Here is a 17,276-nt window from a genome sequence, read left to right on the forward strand (position 1 = left end):
TTAAGACGTGTATAAACGTAGAAAACCCCATTCCATCGAGGAAAAGGGTTGAAATGTTTACCTTTCGCCTCTTATCGTTCAAGGCAGCTGCCTTGCAGGTTAGCACCTTTTCACTCGTTTGGCATGAGTGTTGGTTGCTGGGTTTCTTCGGGCCTGTCCCTCCACCTACTCTGGATAAGAGTATCCGTTCGCGACATATCATAACGTACATAGAATCCTCTGTCAACACCGGCCGAAAATTCACTAATATTCATACTTTTAGTCGGAGTAGAACTCGTTTATAATGAGTTATACTATTCATTAATTAATGTCATTTTATTTTCATCACCATCTAGATTAAACCGTTTTCTTCTATATAGTATTATGCTTCTTCCAGAATTCATCTCTTCATATTTTATGGACTTATTCATTTAAAGTCTTCTTCATTTTCGTCTCAAATCGTAAGAACTAACACCTTTTCCCCTTTGGCCCTTTCAATACCAAAAGGGCGGCTTTTGGTTCATTGCATCATTTTTCAAAAAAACTTTCACATTAGTATAGACTAATAGATATAATGTGTTATACTAATTGACATAGAAACGATGACAAGTACCAAATACCAATAAAAAGTTAAATTACTTTAAATAGGAAAGGGTTTTGCGACAATGACTACTTTAAGCCTTACATCAGAACTTGACCAATTATTGAAAAGTGAGCAGACACACCATGATTTACCGATCTCGGCATTAGTTGAAAAATCACTGATGCGTAAAGAAGGTAAATTAACAGCTTCTGGTGCATTAAGCGTTGAGACTGGTACGTACACAGGACGTTCGCCAAAAGATAAGTTCATTGTCAACGAGCCAAGTGTAGCCGACAAAATTGCATGGGGCCCTGTTAATCAGCCAATCGAGAAGGATGTATTTACGAAGCTTTACAAAAAAGTGCTGGCCCACCTTGGAACGAAAGAAGAATTATTTGTTTCAAAGGGATATGCTGGAGCTGATAAAAACTTCCGTCTTTCTTTAAAAGTTGTAAATGAATTTGCATGGCATCAAGCTTTTGCTAGACAATTATTTATCCGTCCAACTGCTGAGGAATTGAATCAAGAAACAATTGCAGACTTTACGATTGTTTCAGCACCAACGTTTAAAGCTGATCCTGCAGTAGATGGAACTCGCTCTGAAACATTCATTATTATTTCATTTGAAGAACGTATCGTTTTAATTGGAGGAACTGAATATGCAGGTGAAATGAAAAAATCTATTTTCTCTGTGATGAACTTCATGCTCCCTGAACAAAACGTTCTTTCAATGCACTGCTCTGCGAATGCAGGAAAAGAAGGCGATGTTGCTTTATTCTTTGGCTTATCAGGTACAGGTAAAACTACCTTATCTGCTGACCCGAATCGTTACTTAATTGGAGATGATGAGCACGGCTGGTCATCTAACGGTGTATTTAATATTGAGGGCGGCTGCTATGCAAAATGCATTAACCTTTCTGAAGAGAAAGAACCGCAAATCTGGAATGCGATTCGTTTTGGATCCGTTCTTGAAAACGTTGTCGTAGATGAAAAGACAGCATTACCTGATTTTGACAACACGGTTTTAACAGAAAATACACGTGCTGCTTACCCGCTTGAAGCGATTCCTAATGCGCTCACACCAAGTGTTGCAGGTCATCCGAATACAATTATCTTTTTAACGGCTGATGCTTTTGGCGTATTGCCACCAATCAGCAAATTAACAAAAGAACAAGCAATGTACCATTTCTTATCTGGCTACACTAGTAAGTTAGCTGGAACAGAGCGCGGGGTTACATCACCAGAAGCAACGTTCTCAACATGCTTTGGTGCACCGTTCTTACCGCTTCCTGCAGCTCGTTATGCAGAAATGTTAGGCGAGAAGATCTCCCAGCATGATGTTCAAGTATTTCTAGTGAATACTGGATGGTCTGGCGGTCCATACGGTGTCGGCAAACGCATGAACCTGCCGTACACTCGTGCAATGATTCAAGCTGCATTGCAAGGTGAGCTTCGTCAAACAGAAACAGCAGTTGACCCAATTTTTGGTCTGCACGTCCCACTTCACTGCCCAGGTGTGCCTGATGAAGTTCTACACCCGCGTGATACATGGACAGATAAAGCTGCGTATGATGAAAAGGCAAAACAACTTGCTGCTGACTTCCAAGAAAACTTCAAGAAATTTGAAAATGTCAGCGACGAGATCAAGTCTGCAGGACCAACATTATAATCCCATTATTAATCATACTTTTCCCACTAAAAGCCAAGTCGCCTTACACGACTTGGCTTTTTAGTATCTTATTTTGTTTACTATTTACCCTGCATTCCTTCCTTGACATGGGTCAGCTTATCCTTGATCGACACACCATCTTCGTGGTAATGAAGCTTGATATTCGTTAACACATCGCTTGCCCCTTCATCAATACCAACTTGCTGTGCTGATTTGATCACATTAAATACATCATCAATACTTCCTTCTATTACCGTTTCCATCGGTCCTACATGATAGGTGAGTCCAGAGTTTTGAACAACCTCTACAATCTTTGGAATCACACCGTCCGTATCAACATCTTTCCCGTTCGGTAATACTTGAAATCCTGCTGTTACAGTTGCCATTAATCTCATCCTTTCATGTTAGCGTATATGTTTCTCTAACCGTTTTATTAAATTTCCAAACATATTCCACTAAAACACAAAAAAACACCGACCTGAATAAGTCGGTGATTAACCAAGTCCGTGTTTTCGTTGCGCTTTTAGCCACTTCCCTGCCTCTGTCAGAATTCTCTGTTGTTCTTTTGCAGGAAAATGATGAGTGTAATCAGGGTAATACCAAGCATCAACTTTTTTATTTACCTGATTTAGAGCCTGCTCCAGTCTATAAGCATGCTCAATCGATACATGCTCATCTTTCATCCCGTGGATAATTAAAACAGAAGATTGAAGATCCTGCAGTTGATCCAGGGGTGTTCGGTCTACATATCTCTCTGGATATTTATTTGGTGTCCCTCCTATCACTCTCTTCATCATCCTTCTTAAATCGACTCGTTCCTCATACGTTAAAAACATATCCGTCACACCATTCCAGCTGATAAGAGAAGCAACTCTCTTATTGTGCAGTGCAGTTAAAAGTGCCATGACTCCCCCTCTTGAGAATCCGATAAGGTGGATACTATCGGGGTCAACAGTTGGATGACTGAATAGGATATCACAAGCTGTATGTGCATCTTCTCGATCTTCCCCTGCAAAATCTTCCTGTCCCTCTCCCCCTTTATTACCACGATAAAATGGAGCAATGACGACAAATCCTTCGGCTGCCCATTGAATCACCCGCTGAATTCGAACCATCCCAACATTTTTTATGCCCCCTCTTAAATAAACAAGTCCCGGAAGCTTCTCACGAGTGAGCGTTCGCGGTTCGGCTAAATATCCCTTTACTTGCAACCCATCACTTATGTATGTAATTAAATACAATGAAATGGAGGAGTGAGGGGATGGTACTTTTTGTTTATCGATGATCATTTTGCACATCATGCCTTCACCTCTTTCATATCGTTTCTAGCATACCAATCCCGCTTTTAAAACACCAATCATCTAGTATGTGATGGGCATACACACATTTATGTTTTCCTACATAAGATATTTCAAGATTCACCTGATGAGGAGTTGACATGCAATGAAACTGAAAAAATGGATATGGCTCCCGTTACTTATCAGTCTGATCCTTATTTCTATTAGCTGTTCATTTGGAAATGGTTCTAATGAAAAAGTAAGAGTAGCTGAAGTGACCCGGTCTATCTTTTATGCCCCTCTTTATGCCGCAATGGCACAAGGTTATTTTGAAGAAGAAGGAATTGATCTTGAGTTAACCACTGCTTGGGGCGGAGATAAAACAATGACTGCGTTATTATCTGACGGTGCTGATATTGCACTCGTTGGGGCTGAGACATCGATATATGTCTATGCACAAAATGCCTCTGATCCTGTTATTAACTTTGCCGGACTTACCCAAACAGACGGCACATTTCTTGTAGCTAGAGAACCGACTGCTGAGTTTCATTGGGATGATTTAAAAGGCAGTACGTTCCTCGGTCAACGTAAAGGCGGCATGCCGCAAATGGTAGGCGAGCATGTATTAAGACAGCATGGAATTGACCCTAGGAAAGACTTAAACTTGCTGCAGCATATCGATTTTGGAAACATCCCGAGTGCTTTTGCTTCTGGTACAGGTGATTATGTTCAATTATTCGAGCCTCAAGCAACGTTGTTTGAAAATGAAGGATTAGGCCATATTGTTGCCTCATTTGGTGAAGAGTCCGGAGAGGTTCCATACACGGTCTTTATGACAAAAGAAAGTACCCTTACGAATAACAACGAAATGATTGAACGCTTTACCCGTGCACTATACAAAGGACAACAATGGGTAAGTGAACAACCTCCTGAAATCATCGCTGCGACCATTGTAACCTTTTTTGAAGATACGCCGGTTGATGTCGTCACTCAAGTAGTAGAGCGCTATAAGGAACAAGGGTCTTATGCAACGGATCCTTTCTTATCATCAGGTGCTTGGGACAATTTACAAACGATCATGGATGCATCAGGGGAGCTGCCATTGTATGTTGAATACGAAGAGCTGGTAAACACCCAAATTGCAGAATCGATCGTAGAGTAAGGTGGTTAGACCGATGGGAAATTTACGTGTAGATGATGTCTCACTCACTTATTTATCCAAGAGTGATGCCACTAAAGCTCTTGTCGACATTCACTTTTCAGTTGAGAATGGAGAATTCATCTCCATTCTCGGCCCAAGCGGCTGCGGGAAAACCACTCTCTTATCCCTTGTAGCAGGAATCCTTAAGCCCACTTCAGGAACCGTAACACTAGACGGGATTCCTACCTCAAGTAAGCAGGCGAATATCGGCTACATGCTTCAACAAGATTACTTGTTTCCTTGGCTGTCTATCGAATCTAATATTATGCTGGGCCAAAAAATATTAGGAATGGATAAGCCGCAGTCTAAGGATTTAGCTCTTTCATTATTAGAGAAAGTTGGACTTTTGGATAAGCTGACACATTACCCAGCGCAGCTATCAGGAGGAATGCGGCAGCGCGTGGCACTTGTTAGAATGATGGCTACAAATCCTTCTTTGCTGCTTTTAGATGAACCCTTCTCTGCTCTTGATTATCAAACGAAATTAAAACTAGAAGATTTAGTAGCCACGATTTTAAAAGAAGAACAAAAGACAGCGATTCTTGTCACCCATGATATCGGTGAAGCCATTGCGATGTCTGACCGTGTGATTTTATTATCTGCCAGACCAGGCCGGATCGCTAAAATCTTTGACATTCCAAAGGAAATCAGAGGCGTTCTTCCATTTGAAGCAAGACAGCTTTCTTCCTATACAGAGCTTTTTAATGAAATATGGAAGGAGCTGGAGAGTCTTGAAACAAACAAAGGATGATTTAAGTCAAGCTGATTTGCACCAAACGTATCTGCGCTCCTTAAAGAAGGAAAAACGAAATGTACTATTTGTTCAATTAATCATCCTGATGTCATTTATCGGCATATGGGAAATTTCTGCTAGAAATGGCTGGATCGACCAACTATTGTTCAGCATGCCCTCTCGAATTTTCAACCTTTTAGTCACCCGAATAACGGATGGAACTCTGATTACACATACCTCAGTCACTTTATTTGAAACGGTGCTTGGATTTATTATAGGAACACTAGCCGGAACGATCTTAGCAGCCGTCTTATGGTGGTCACCTTTTACTTCTAAGGTGCTTGACCCTTATTTAGTCATTTTAAATTCAATGCCCAAAGTGGCGCTTGGGCCCATTTTAATTGTGGGGCTTGGACCAGGCTTCACTTCAATTATCGCCATGGGGGCGTTAATTTCTGTTATTATTACCACGATGGTCGTCTACACAGCATTTAAAGAAGTGGATGCTAATTATATTAAAGTGATGCAAACATTCCAGGCTTCTAAGAGGCAGACCTTCCAATCAGTCATATTGCCTGCTTGTGTTCCAACAATTATCTCAACCTTAAAGGTCAATGTAGGACTTAGCTGGGTGGGTGTCATTGTTGGTGAATTTTTAGTCTCAAAGCAAGGGCTTGGCTATCTTATTATTTACGGATTCCAAGTGTTTAATTTCACACTTGTCCTAATGAGCTTGTTTGTTATCGCTATACTTGCAACCATTATGTATAAAGCAGTTGAATGGCTTGAGACAAAGCTTGTCAAACATTTCTAGCCCAAAAAGAGCAGCTCATTTAAGGAGCTGCTCTTTTCTTAAATAGTCTACGCAATAGGTTAACACGTCATCTTTCATTACAAAACTAAAGCGTGAATCCTCTCTGATTGTATCAGGCAGAGCGTCAAGGCAAACTGGCCCATTTGTCTCATAGTAACAATCTTTTTCTTGCAAAGTTGATATCACTGCAAAGTAAATATTCTTATGAATACGCTCTTCCTCTGCGGCTACTTCATATTGCCCAAGCCATGTTATCGAATGAATCAGAGCACCAGTCTCTTCAAGTACTTCTCTATGCGCAGCTTCTAATGGGGTTTCCCCGTACTCAACCTTGCCGCCAGGAAACTCCAGACCTCTCTTTTGATGTGTCGTTAGAAGCCACTGATGACGATATTTACAGATGACCCACACATGTTTAGGGTCATTTGAGAACGGTTCTTCCCCATTTAACACTAGACGAACCGTATTCCCATTTTGATCAGTAAATTGCCGCATTCAGGCGTCCCCATCCTTCCCCATCTATCTACTTAGAAGTATACGTTGTTTCATACAACAATCCAACCGATTTACCATGTTGGATCGCTGCCTTTATCAGGTCGTATAAAGCAAATGGCAATGATAATGGCTGCCGCTCCAACGCCTGCTTGGATTAGAAAGAGAAGAGAATGGGTCGTATTCATTAATATTGCAAAAACAGGGGGACCTGCTGCTACACCAACAAAGCGCATACTTGAGTATAAAGAAGTAACAGACCCTCTTTGTTCCATCTGTATTCCTTCGGTTACCAATGCATCCAGACTAGGCAGAGCAATTCCAATTCCAATCCCGCTGCTGAGTAAGGCCGTTAGTAAAAAGTAGATGTCATCTGAAAAGGACAGTGCAAGCATTGAAATAGTTAATAAACTTACCCCAGTTAATGTCATTCGTTTCATCAGCCATTTTTCTTGCCCGATGATTTTTCCCGCAGATAAAGAAGCTATGCAAAGGGCTGCCAGCGGGATCGCTAGAATAATCCCTTTTTTCACTCCTTCAATTTGATATTGCTCCTCTAACATGGTAGATAAATAAAACAGAACACCAAATAAAATAAACATACAAATCGCACCAATCAGAAATACAGCGTATAACCAAGCCCCTTCCCTTTTAAAGATGACTTTTAATGACAGGAAAAATTCTTTTCCAGCTAAAGGGTCCTTTTGCATCGATGGAGATTTCACTAGAAAAATGATAAGTGCAATAGAAATGACACAGAAGACGGGAAAGGCTAAAAAAGGCAAGTACCAAAGGAGCGAAGCCAAAAAAGCACCGACGATTGGGCTAAGCACTTTTCCAAATGTATTAGACGTCTCAATCACTCCAAGTCCATTGCTGACTTCCTGCTCATCTGTAAATAAATCACCTACAAGCGGGAGTACGATTGGAGAAGCACCAGCTGCGCCAACCCCTTGCAGCAGTCTGCCAAACATAATCACCCAATACGAGGACTCCATCTGCCACGCCGCAAAACCAGCTAGTAAACCTCCTAGTGCTGCAATGATTAGACTTGGGATAATGACACGCTTTCTACCGATTTGGTCGGAGATATACCCCGCTATTGGTATACATATAATGGCCACCACTGAATAAACGGTTATTAACAAGCTTGCTTGAAAGGAACTTATGGATAATTCACGTTCAATAATAGGCAACACAGGAATAAGCATCGAATTCCCTAATGTCATGACAAGGGGAATTGATGCGATCGATAACAAGTCCCATTTTTTCTTATCTTCCATTTCGATTTTTCCTCTCCTTGTCACCATCATCCAAACACGTTAAACATTTGGTACTCTTAGTATGGAGAGTTTCTTTTTAACTATGCAGAACCAAAAAAAGGCTGATCAAACTACAAATGTTTGACCAGCCTTTGATTGCTCTTATTTCAGTTGATAGTTGCCGCTCTCTTTTAATGATGCATACACTTCAGCTAACGTGTTTTCTGAGTGAGCTGCTAAGTTTTCTTTACGGCTTTTGAATTCCTGGACTAACTGCTCACCACTAAGTCCCTCTTCGACCAGGTCCTCAATCACATCTTCAATCACTTCGTCCTTTTGCAGAACTAACTTGGCTTCTAATAACACACTGATTCCATCCGATAAGTCTGTGATCGTAACAACATTTGTGACCATTGTTGCAGGGTGATTGTTTTTAGACGTAATAATAGCATCTACAAGCAAATGGCCGCTTTCTTGTTTGATTTCCTCGAAGTAACCTTTAAATGATTCCTCCATGACAGCATCAATATGCCAAGTATGTTCCTCGTTTTCCATGTTTATAATTAATCCATCTTTTAATGGGACCGCACGCTGCTTAATCGAACCCTCGCTGCCTTCTAATATACATAGTGAGTATAGCTTAAACGTTTTCACAAAATCCCCTCCTGTTCGTATGTAAGAAAAATATGTACAGAGCTTTTTATTAATTAAAGTATATCACAACTTTAAAAAGAGACATCTATAGGAGATGTCTCAAATCCCTCAAACATGGGTTATAGCATAGCCGCCGCTCCTGAACTATACTACGCTTTTCGCGGTGAGCTAGTGAGCTTCCTCGGGCTAAGGCCCTGTGGGATCTCACTCCTGCTCTAGCCACCGCAGAAGTCTCCGTATAATTCATCCGCTAAGTTATTGCTTAATGTAATTATTATGTGGAACGATATAATTATGGCTCAGTTCAAATCATGCTTAAATCACTGAGCAACAAAAAACTACGATGAGGGGCACTAATTAACCTCCTCGCTCCGTTGATTGGAGCGGAAGGCACCGACTCCTGCGGGATGTGCGTGGCCAGGGAGATCCCACAGGGCGAAAAGCCCGAGGGGACCGCCCGCGGAAAGCGTGCGCCTGCAGCGGAGATCAACAACTACTGTAAGAAGCTTCTTTTTTGGTACCTTCAGCGCTTCGTTCGTATCCTGCGGCAGGCATGGATCTTTTTATTAAGTTTGCAATACCTTACTCGTTGTTTCTTTTATCGCTTGTTCCATGATGGAAATCATCGCATCGAGGTCCTCGTAGCTGCTTGCATAAGGAGGCATAAATACAATGGTATCGCCTAGTGGACGTGATAACATGCCGAGCTTCCTCATTTCAAGAGTTGTCTGATAACCGATGCGCTCAACCCATGGAAAAGGCTGCTTCGTCTCTTTATTAAGTACAAGTTCAATCCCCACCATTAAGCCAAGCTGTCTAATATCTCCCACATGCGGCAAGTCTTTTAATGCCTCCAGCTTTTCTTTGACAAATGCCGTTTTCCTCTCAACATCTTCCATTACTTTTTCTTGTTCGAAAATATCTAAGTTTGCAAGAGCAGCAGCACACCCCAGCTGATTTCCTGTATAAGAATGACCGTGGAAGAAGGTTTTCAGCTCAGCATAATCTGCATAGAACGCTTTATAAATTTCCTCTGTTGTTAACGTAGCTGCAATAGGAAGGTAGCCGCCTGTAATTCCTTTAGCCACCATCATAATGTCCGGCTCCACTTCTTCATGCTCCACCGCAAACATTTTACCTGTGCGGCCAAACCCGGTTGCCACTTCATCGATAATTAATAAGACGTCGTGTTTCTTGCAAAGGTTCTCTACCCCTTTTAAATACCCATTAGGCATCACATGCATTCCGCCTGCACCTTGGACCATACCTTCCATTATTACAGCGGCAATCTCCTTGCCTTTTTCACTTAACATCGTCTCAAGTTCAGCCAGCGCTTGATCCCTAACGTCAACCGGGTCCGGCAGCTCATTGCGATAAACCGTCGGAAACGGCACTTTATAGCTGTCAAACATTAACGGCTTGTATGTAGTATGAAAAATGTCTACTGCTCCAACGCTAATTGCCCCAACTGTGTCACCATGGTAGCCATTGGTCACTGTCACAAATTTCGTTTTATCTTGATACCCTTTATTTCTCCAATATTGAAAGGCAATCTTCAACCCTATTTCAACAGCCTCTGCCCCGCTGTCTGAGTAAAATACTCTCTTTAATGGAGCAGGAGTTAGATCAATCAATCGTTCAGCGAGTTCAATAGCTGGTCTATTCGCTGCTCCTAAAAGCGTTGTATGAGCGACTTTTCCTAGCTGCTCTTTAATCGCATCATCTAGTTCTTTCTTTTTATGGCCGTGGACATTTAACCACAGGGATGAATATCCATCATAATAACTTTTGCCCTCTGTATCATATAATCTGACCCCTTCTCCATGTTCAATAACTAACGGGTCTTCTTCATAATCTTTCATTTGAGTAAAAGGCAGCCAAAGCAAGTCCTTACTTTTTTGAATAAGCATATCTTTTTCCATTTTTATGCACCTCACAAGCTTGTAGTAATCTTTCATTTAAAACGGAATCGGCCATTTGTTGCAGCTGTTCTATTAGAGCGGCTGGCTCAAAGACTGGCAGCTTTACAATAATTGATGTGTCATTCATTTCTTCAAGCATTCGTTTATTGTCTTCTTCGATCGGATCTAACTTATTGCCGCATTCGTTCAAGATGATTCCATTAACTTTAATTCCTTTGCTTCTCGCATAATGAATGGTCAAGGCCGTATGATTTAGGACTCCTACTTTTGATTTAGCTACCACGAGCACTGGAAAGCCTATTTGCTGAATAAGCGTGGTCATCGTCGTACCATCAGATGATAACGGGACAACCAGTCCTCCCGCCCCTTCAACAACGACTAGATCATACTCTTTTTCTAACTGTCTTATTTGATTAATTATCTGTTCAATACCAATTGCTGAATTTTCGAGTTCAGCTGCTAAATGAGGTGAACAAGGCACCTTATATGTATATGTAGTCTGTGCTGCCGCAGCATGTCCTGCCACTTGTTTATAAAACTCCATGTCCGCTTGGTCGGTTTCGATTCCCGTCTGTACAGGTTTGTAAGCCACTGCATTAATGCCAGCTTGTCTCAATGTACGTACTACATAAGCACATGCTACCGTTTTTCCTACGTCTGTATCATTTCCCGTAATAAATATTCCTGCCAATCTAATCCCCTCCTCGCAGCTTACTTTTCTAAAAATTAACATTGTTATAACTGCTTTTCAATAGAATCGAGCAAATTTGTTAACTTTTTTTATATTCAGGTTAACAATAATGGTAAAAAGAAACTTTCTGCCAAAAGGCAGAAAGTCATATGTTTAGGGTATCGTCACCATTAATTATGAGGTTTTTATTTGCTGATAAACGGATTCAAATTGCTTATCTTTCACCCAGTTCAAGAGTTCTACCTCTTTTTCAGTCAATTCTCTACCAAGCTTACATTTACATTCTACTAAGAGCTCTTCATACCATTCTTCAAGTGCCATGTGTAAATGTCTCCTTTTCGAAAAACTCCAATAAAAGGTGAAGGCTTGACCTAATATTGTGTAACATAACCCTAGTCTATTCCTCTAGATTCCATATTATGTTCTACATATATTTCATTCTATCTGAATATTGCAAATCCTGCACTAATTAATTTGAAATTCAACTTATTTTCGTTGTTTTTTTCGAAGGAGGAGACACAAATTGCTCAAGTTCCCTGGTCTGTAATTCTTGGTAAAGAAGCTCTAAAAATTCAAGATCTAACTCTAGCTCTATTGCTTTTAAATAAGCATCAATAAGAATATCATTACGAATCTGTTCCATTTTACCTTAGCAACCTCTCTTCATTCTATTATAAGCAACCGGACTGGTTGTCTTCCATTCTTAGAATCCTTTTTTATTATATGCTTGCTTCATTTGCTTAAGTGCTTTTGCTAAGGTGTCTTTTGAACAAGCTAAGTTCATTCTTTCAAAATGCTCGCCTTCTGGACCAAAGATCGGACCGTGATTAAAGGCTACTTTCGCTTCGTGCAGCAGCCATTCATTTCGCTCTTTCTCAGGCATACCAAGCTCCTCAAAATCAATCCATAGAAGATATGTGCCTTCTGGCTTAATTGGTTTGATTTTTGGCATATGTTCTTTAAAGTACTGTTCCACAAATTCATAGTTTTGCTGGATATAATCCATCAACTCGCTTAGCCATTCTTCTCCGTGACGATACGCTGCCTCTGTCGCTGCTTGTGAGAAAATATTTATCGAGCTGAATGTTGATTGGATAAATTGTTTAAGCTTTAGTCTCTTATTCGGATCAATCACAACAGCATATGATGCCTGGATTCCGGCCAGGTTAAACGTTTTGCTAGGCGCAAGGCACGTCAATGTCCGCATTGCCATATCTTCATTGATAGAAGCGATCGGAATATGCTTTTGACCATCAAAAAGGAGGTCAGCATGAATTTCATCAGATATAACTAGCAAATCATGCTTCTTGCAAATTTGAGCTACTTTTTCAAGTTCCTCTTGCTTCCACACGCGGCCTACAGGGTTGTGAGGATGAGACAGCAGCAGCACTTTTGTCTTTTCAGTAATCAATGATTCTAAATGGTCATAGTCCATCTCATATTGATCTTCTACTCGCTTAAGCGAGTTCTTCAAAATAATACGCCCATTTTTCTCAATAACATCGTAAAAAGGATAGTAAACAGGCGTTTGAATAATAACTTCGTCACCCGGTTCGGTAAAAGCTTGAATCATATGACTGATTGTCGGGACAATCCCTGATGTGTAAATAAAGGATTCAGGATTAACTTCCCAGCTATATCGGTTTAGTAACCAAGTGCATATAGCTTCGTCTGCTTTTACAGAAGGAGCTGGGTACCCAAAAATACCGTGTTCTACTTTATCTTTTAATGCATCTATAACTGGGCGCGGTGCTTTAATATCCATATCAGCTACCCATAAAGGAATAACGTCCTTCGCTCCAAAACGAGCTTCCGTCATATCCCATTTCATAGAGTCTGTCCCTCTTCTATCTTCAATAAATTCTAGCTTTGTACTCAAAACAACCTTCTCCTTCCATTGCAAAAAAGTATCTTATCGACACCACTAACTAGTATTCAATATAAACATACTTATTTCCTTTTCATTCTACAAAAAGAATTTAGACAACATACATTATTTTCAGTTTACTTCGTGTGTAAGGTCCCTGCCTTCTAATCCTTCGATAATATGGTCTCTTGCCATTTGAGCCATTTTCATTCTTGTTTCAAGCGCAGCACTCCCAATGTGAGGCATTGCGGTAACATTAGGTAACTTAAGCAGCGGATGATCTGCAGAGATCGGCTCCTGATCAAATACATCTAGGCCAGCGGCATAAATTTCATTTGTTTTTAAAGCCTCATATAAAGCCTCTTCATCTACGTTTGTCCCACGGGACGTATTAATAAACACAGCGGATTTTTTCATCTTAGCAAATTGTTCATGTCCCATCATTTTTTTCGTCTCAGGAGTGGAAGGGGCTAATAAGACTACATAGTCTGATCGCTCCAAAAGCTCATCAAAAGTAACATAGGAAGCATGTAATGTCTCTTCTGCTTCTCGTTTTCTTGATCGGTTATGATAGAGAATATTCATCGAGAATCCTTGAGCTCTCTTTGCCACTGCTTCACCTATACGCCCCATACCGATAATGCCAATTGTCTTATGCGAAACTTCTTGACCGGTCAAATAAAAAGGCGCCCAGCTTTTCCATTCGTCTCTTCTAATTACATCTGCTGCTTCTATAAGCCTTCTTCCACTCGCTAAAATTAAAGCAAATGTCAGATCAGCCGTTGCATCTGTTAAAACGTTAGGCGTATGCCCGACTTTAATTCCTCGCTCTATAGCCCCTGCTACGTCTATATTGTCATATCCAACCGCCATTGTACTCACTACTTTTAGCTTTGGCGACTGTTCATATAATTCATCATTAATGTCATCTGTTAAATTCACTAGTAATGCATCAGCATCCTTACTTTCTTGTAATAAAAGATCACGAGGCATTACTTTATCTTCATATTCCCACATCACTACCTCATATTTGTCTCTTAACGGGTTGATGATCGAATCTGGAAACTTTCTTGTTACGACAACCTTCATCCAAATCCACTCCTTTCTCTCTCTACTTTATAAGATTCGACTAAATGTTCCTTATTCCTCCACTAACGTATCACAGTATTCATTACAGGTAAAAGCTTCTACTCCTCTTTCTTAAATTGTGCCCACTTTGGAGGCAGCTCGAACGTTTCAATATGTTCAAAAGATATAACTTTTGTTTCCCCTGCTGTCACGAGCAGTGTCACTCGATCCCTCCCGACACTTATATGAGGGCCAATTACTGGTACAACATCAAGAACTACTTTAAAACGGAAGGAACGAAATCCATCCATTCTTTCAATATGTAAGACGGACATTTCGTAAGGATATACAACGGGTACCTTCTTAAGACTTTTTGCATAATACTTCTTAACGGCGTCACTAACTGGATCTGTCAATTGAAGCATCATGATATCTTGAACCTGAAGCTCTAAACTGTCCACATTTAGTTTAAGTTCTTTAGAATAAACGTGATTTTGAATTGGTAAAAACAAGAGCAGAAAGCATATATAAACCATCCCTAATCTTTTCATCAGAGCTCCCCCTTTTTCAATGTATCTACTTAGCCTCTCTCAGTTTCCACTAATCATTCTTAAACGAAAAAAACAGCCCACTTAATTTTGGGCTGCTCCTTCTTATCAACTTTCTTCTTTTTTTATAACAACGACTGTCAAAGGATCGATCGTTATGCTTTTAGCGGTTAATGTAAAGCCAGTTGGGTTCTCAATCTTTTCAGTGCCTGCATTAGCGGCATCTGCTATGACAATCCCTTGGGTGATGTCTTCAGATAACGTCAGCATTCGCTCATGCAAACTGGCATTGACAAATACATAATAGCTGCCCGTTCCGTCAGTAGCTGCATTTCTGTAGGCTAAGATTAAGTCAAATTCTTGAATTTCAGGCGCTTCTATCAGGTGTACATGCTGATCTATAAGCTCCTTTGTTCCTAGCCTGAACGCATTCGTAGACCGTCTCAAATGAATTAATCCCGCTGTAAATCTTCTTGTTGCTGTATGAACAGGAAACTGGTTTGGATCCGTAGCCTTTGACCAGTCAAACATATTTATTCGATCAGAAGAGTTGTATGAATCATGAATAAAATGAGGATATCTAAACGGTTCCCCTTGCTCATTTACCATAAACGTTGATTTATAAGGCGCGTGCCCTGTGTTCGCTAAAAACTGCTTTGTCCTGCCATACTCTTGGCCGGCATGGATAAAAGCTGTTCCCTGACTTAACAACACGAGCGCATTTCCTATTCTGATTCGTTTATGAATTTCTTCTTGATGGTACTCTGGATCTTTCATGATCGACTGAGCAATGACATCGTGAAGGGTTAAATTATCATGTGCCTCAATATAAGGCACGACATCACCAGGTGAAGTAGCGATGAAATTATGTGGCTGGGCTTTAATATTATCAAATATTTGACGTATGTTTCTTGCGCCATTCGTTAAAAATCTTGGCTGTCCTTCACTTCCATAGCCAGACTTTAATTCATTTCTAAATTCATCAGAAAACACACCCACACTGTCGGTATATTGCATCCAATCTTGATCAGCTGCACGGACAGGCATTCCCTCATCGCCTACAAATGTCCTCCAGCCTTCTCCTATCATTAAGATCTTGGGATTGAGAGCTTTAGCCTGATTATATGCTAGTTGGATTGTTTCACTATCATGGTCTCCCATCATATCAAAACGAAAGCCGTCTATTTTAAATTCTTCCACCCAATAGGTAATTGAATCTAACAACAGCTTTCGTGCCATAAAATGTGTGGTACCTAACCGTCCTCCGCCAAAGCTCGTTCTTGCAGTCCCATCTATGTCCATAAAATGATAATAATGAGGAACTAAGGTTTCTAGGATTTCAACGAGAGCTGTATGGTTATAGACAACATCTAATATGACGCCCATTCCTTTAAGGTGGACCGCCTCTATTAAAAGCTTCAATTCTTCAATTCGACGCCTAGCGATTTCAGGTTGATCTGAGTACATGCCTGATGGCGAGAAGTACCCATGCGGATCATAGCCCCAATTATAATTATTTCCCTCAGATGAAAAATCCAGTTCGCGTGTTTTATTATCATTTTCATTCACTTTATAACAGCTCATGATGGGCAAAAGCTGAATATGAGTGACCCCGAGTGTTTTAATATAATCAAGTTTATCAATGAAAGCAGTGTATGTCCCAAAAGGTGACTCTAAATCATTTTCAATCATTGGATCAGAAGTGAAGTCTCTTACATGTACCTCATAAATGACTGCATCTTCTCTTTTTTCATATTGTTCGATCGCTGCAAAATCCAGCTCTGGACCTATGGTTGAAGGATTAATAATGGCCGCTTTCCCCACTAAATAACCTCCTCTGAAATCCCATGCTGCCATTGATTTTGCATATGGGTCAAGCCCTAGTTTCTTCTGACCATTCACTTCAATAACATAGTGATAATAATAGCCTTCTAAGTTACTTACGCCCGTATTTTCATGGGTAAGTGTCACCTTCCATACACCTTGATCTTCTTTGGTCATGATGATTTCATCAGCTATGATATTGAACTGATCTTCTTTATCATAAACAATTACACTAACAGAGTCGGCTAATGGAGACCATAGCTTTAAAGTGGCATTTCCATTTTCATGCAAAGCGGCTCCTAATTGTCCCTCATATTTAAAATAGGTATCCATTAACGTCCAATGAAGACGGAGCTGTATGGCTTGTTCTTTATATGTCACTGTAAATGGTATGTGTTCAATTGAAAATACACCGCTTAGTTCAATTAGATCGTCTTCAATTTTTCTTACTTCATCTATTGGAATATCCTCGCCGGTATGGCTTTTAATATGGATATTTTCTTTGAGATCATTATCACTTAATTGATCGATACCAATCCCTTTTACATGAATAGTCGTCTCTCCTGCTACTACTCCTGAATGCAGATAAAATCCTATTGGTGGTGTATTCATCAATGATCACCAACTCTCCCCAATTAAAATGTGCTTATTACCAACATATGCACTGATAATGAACATGTGTACTTGATATA

At 40.4% G+C, this 17,276-nt stretch carries 17 protein-coding genes and 1 riboswitch; of the genes, 4 read left to right on the forward strand and 13 right to left on the reverse strand.

Features of this window, described 5'->3' with window-relative positions:
* Positions 1–68: 68 nt before the first annotated feature.
* A riboswitch (SAM riboswitch) is annotated at positions 69–181 on the reverse strand.
* A gap of 463 nt (positions 182–644) precedes the next feature.
* Entirely contained in the window at positions 645–2,231 is a 1,587-nt protein-coding gene (gene pckA, locus PQ478_RS17695) for a phosphoenolpyruvate carboxykinase (ATP) (RefSeq protein WP_289235023.1), read from the forward strand.
* 80 nt (positions 2,232–2,311) lie between these two features.
* Here the strand turns inward: pckA and PQ478_RS17700 are convergent, their stop codons facing one another.
* Together PQ478_RS17700 and PQ478_RS17705 are read right to left on the reverse strand one after the other, a co-directional pair.
* Positions 2,312–2,617, reverse strand: coding sequence for a thiamine-binding protein (locus tag PQ478_RS17700; RefSeq protein WP_022628922.1), 306 nt, complete (start codon positions 2,615–2,617; stop codon positions 2,312–2,314).
* Between the two features lie 108 nt (positions 2,618–2,725).
* The gene (locus tag PQ478_RS17705) at positions 2,726–3,520 is read right to left on the reverse strand and encodes an alpha/beta hydrolase family protein (protein WP_289237005.1); all 795 of its coding nucleotides are present in this window, start codon (positions 3,518–3,520) and stop codon (positions 2,726–2,728) included.
* Positions 3,521–3,674: 154 nt separating this feature from the next.
* Here PQ478_RS17705 and PQ478_RS17710 point away from each other — a divergent pair, with 154 nt between their 5' ends.
* The 3 genes from PQ478_RS17710 to PQ478_RS17720 are packed head-to-tail and all read left to right on the forward strand — an operon-like array spanning position 3,675 to position 6,256.
* A complete protein-coding gene (locus PQ478_RS17710) occupies positions 3,675–4,670 on the forward strand; it encodes an ABC transporter substrate-binding protein (RefSeq protein WP_289235024.1) in 996 nt (331 codons plus the stop codon).
* 13 nt (positions 4,671–4,683) lie between these two features.
* Positions 4,684–5,460 (forward strand): ABC transporter ATP-binding protein, encoded by a 777-nt coding sequence (locus tag PQ478_RS17715; protein WP_075683789.1) that lies wholly within the window; start codon positions 4,684–4,686, stop codon positions 5,458–5,460.
* Positions 5,441–6,256: an ABC transporter permease gene (locus tag PQ478_RS17720; RefSeq protein ID WP_012960175.1), complete on the forward strand. Its 816-nt coding sequence runs from the start codon at positions 5,441–5,443 to the stop codon at positions 6,254–6,256. The genes PQ478_RS17715 and PQ478_RS17720 overlap by 20 nt, the downstream gene beginning before the upstream one ends.
* A gap of 15 nt (positions 6,257–6,271) precedes the next feature.
* On the opposite strand, the gene ytkD is transcribed toward PQ478_RS17720, so the two are convergent.
* The 11 genes from ytkD to PQ478_RS17775 all read right to left on the reverse strand — a co-directional run bounded on the left by ytkD (position 6,272) and on the right by PQ478_RS17775 (position 17,196).
* Complete coding sequence (ytkD, locus tag PQ478_RS17725) at positions 6,272–6,751, reverse strand: RNA deprotection pyrophosphohydrolase (RefSeq protein ID WP_022628927.1); 480 nt, start codon at positions 6,749–6,751, stop codon at positions 6,272–6,274.
* A gap of 71 nt (positions 6,752–6,822) precedes the next feature.
* Positions 6,823–8,031, reverse strand: a complete 1,209-nt coding sequence (bcbE, locus tag PQ478_RS17730) for a bacillibactin exporter BcbE (protein WP_289235025.1) — start codon at positions 8,029–8,031, stop codon at positions 6,823–6,825.
* A gap of 141 nt (positions 8,032–8,172) precedes the next feature.
* The gene (locus PQ478_RS17735; RefSeq protein WP_012960178.1) at positions 8,173–8,664 is read right to left on the reverse strand and encodes a YwpF-like family protein; all 492 of its coding nucleotides are present in this window, start codon (positions 8,662–8,664) and stop codon (positions 8,173–8,175) included.
* A gap of 566 nt (positions 8,665–9,230) precedes the next feature.
* Positions 9,231–10,586 carry an adenosylmethionine--8-amino-7-oxononanoate transaminase gene (bioA, locus tag PQ478_RS17740; RefSeq protein ID WP_289235026.1) on the reverse strand — a complete coding sequence of 452 codons (1,356 nt, stop codon included), beginning with the start codon at positions 10,584–10,586 and terminating at the stop codon, positions 9,231–9,233.
* A complete protein-coding gene (bioD, locus tag PQ478_RS17745; RefSeq protein WP_289235027.1) occupies positions 10,555–11,277 on the reverse strand; it encodes a dethiobiotin synthase in 723 nt (240 codons plus the stop codon). Before bioD ends, bioA begins: the two co-directional genes overlap by 32 nt.
* Before the next feature lie 174 nt (positions 11,278–11,451).
* Positions 11,452–11,598, reverse strand: coding sequence for a hypothetical protein (locus PQ478_RS17750; RefSeq protein ID WP_012960181.1), 147 nt, complete (start codon positions 11,596–11,598; stop codon positions 11,452–11,454).
* A gap of 160 nt (positions 11,599–11,758) precedes the next feature.
* The gene (gene sda / locus PQ478_RS17755) at positions 11,759–11,920 is read right to left on the reverse strand and encodes a sporulation histidine kinase inhibitor Sda (RefSeq protein WP_012960182.1); all 162 of its coding nucleotides are present in this window, start codon (positions 11,918–11,920) and stop codon (positions 11,759–11,761) included.
* Positions 11,921–11,980: 60 nt separating this feature from the next.
* A complete protein-coding gene (locus PQ478_RS17760; protein ID WP_289235028.1) occupies positions 11,981–13,156 on the reverse strand; it encodes a MalY/PatB family protein in 1,176 nt (391 codons plus the stop codon).
* A 120-nt stretch (positions 13,157–13,276) separates the two neighbouring features.
* Positions 13,277–14,233: a 2-hydroxyacid dehydrogenase gene (locus PQ478_RS17765; RefSeq protein WP_022628934.1), complete on the reverse strand. Its 957-nt coding sequence runs from the start codon at positions 14,231–14,233 to the stop codon at positions 13,277–13,279.
* A gap of 98 nt (positions 14,234–14,331) precedes the next feature.
* Complete coding sequence (locus tag PQ478_RS17770; protein WP_289235029.1) at positions 14,332–14,763, reverse strand: DUF3888 domain-containing protein; 432 nt, start codon at positions 14,761–14,763, stop codon at positions 14,332–14,334.
* Between the two features lie 105 nt (positions 14,764–14,868).
* The gene (locus tag PQ478_RS17775; protein WP_289235030.1) at positions 14,869–17,196 is read right to left on the reverse strand and encodes a pullulanase; all 2,328 of its coding nucleotides are present in this window, start codon (positions 17,194–17,196) and stop codon (positions 14,869–14,871) included.
* Positions 17,197–17,276 lie beyond the last annotated feature (80 nt).

This window comes from Alkalihalophilus pseudofirmus, assembly GCF_029094545.1.
GTDB classification, from domain to species: Bacteria; Bacillota; Bacilli; order Bacillales; family Bacillaceae_D; genus Alkalihalophilus; species Alkalihalophilus pseudofirmus.

Bases quoted from the DNA above. Each gene is read 5' to 3' on its own strand.
- pckA (WP_289235023.1), top strand. From the start codon at position 645: ATGACTACTTTAAGCCTTACATCAGAACTTGACCAATTATTGAAAAGT.
- PQ478_RS17700 (WP_022628922.1), bottom strand. From the start codon at position 2,617: ATGGCAACTGTAACAGCAGGATTTCAAGTATTACCGAACGGGAAAGAT.
- PQ478_RS17705 (WP_289237005.1), bottom strand. From the start codon at position 3,520: ATGATCATCGATAAACAAAAAGTACCATCCCCTCACTCCTCCATTTCA.
- PQ478_RS17710 (WP_289235024.1), top strand. From the start codon at position 3,675: ATGAAACTGAAAAAATGGATATGGCTCCCGTTACTTATCAGTCTGATC.
- PQ478_RS17715 (WP_075683789.1), top strand. From the start codon at position 4,684: ATGGGAAATTTACGTGTAGATGATGTCTCACTCACTTATTTATCCAAG.
- ytkD (WP_022628927.1), bottom strand. From the start codon at position 6,751: ATGCGGCAATTTACTGATCAAAATGGGAATACGGTTCGTCTAGTGTTA.
- bcbE (WP_289235025.1), bottom strand. From the start codon at position 8,031: ATGGAAGATAAGAAAAAATGGGACTTGTTATCGATCGCATCAATTCCC.
- bioA (WP_289235026.1), bottom strand. From the start codon at position 10,586: ATGGAAAAAGATATGCTTATTCAAAAAAGTAAGGACTTGCTTTGGCTG.
- PQ478_RS17750 (WP_012960181.1), bottom strand. From the start codon at position 11,598: ATGGCACTTGAAGAATGGTATGAAGAGCTCTTAGTAGAATGTAAATGT.
- sda (WP_012960182.1), bottom strand. From the start codon at position 11,920: ATGGAACAGATTCGTAATGATATTCTTATTGATGCTTATTTAAAAGCA.
- PQ478_RS17765 (WP_022628934.1), bottom strand. From the start codon at position 14,233: ATGAAGGTTGTCGTAACAAGAAAGTTTCCAGATTCGATCATCAACCCG.
- PQ478_RS17770 (WP_289235029.1), bottom strand. From the start codon at position 14,763: ATGAAAAGATTAGGGATGGTTTATATATGCTTTCTGCTCTTGTTTTTA.
- PQ478_RS17775 (WP_289235030.1), bottom strand. From the start codon at position 17,196: ATGAATACACCACCAATAGGATTTTATCTGCATTCAGGAGTAGTAGCA.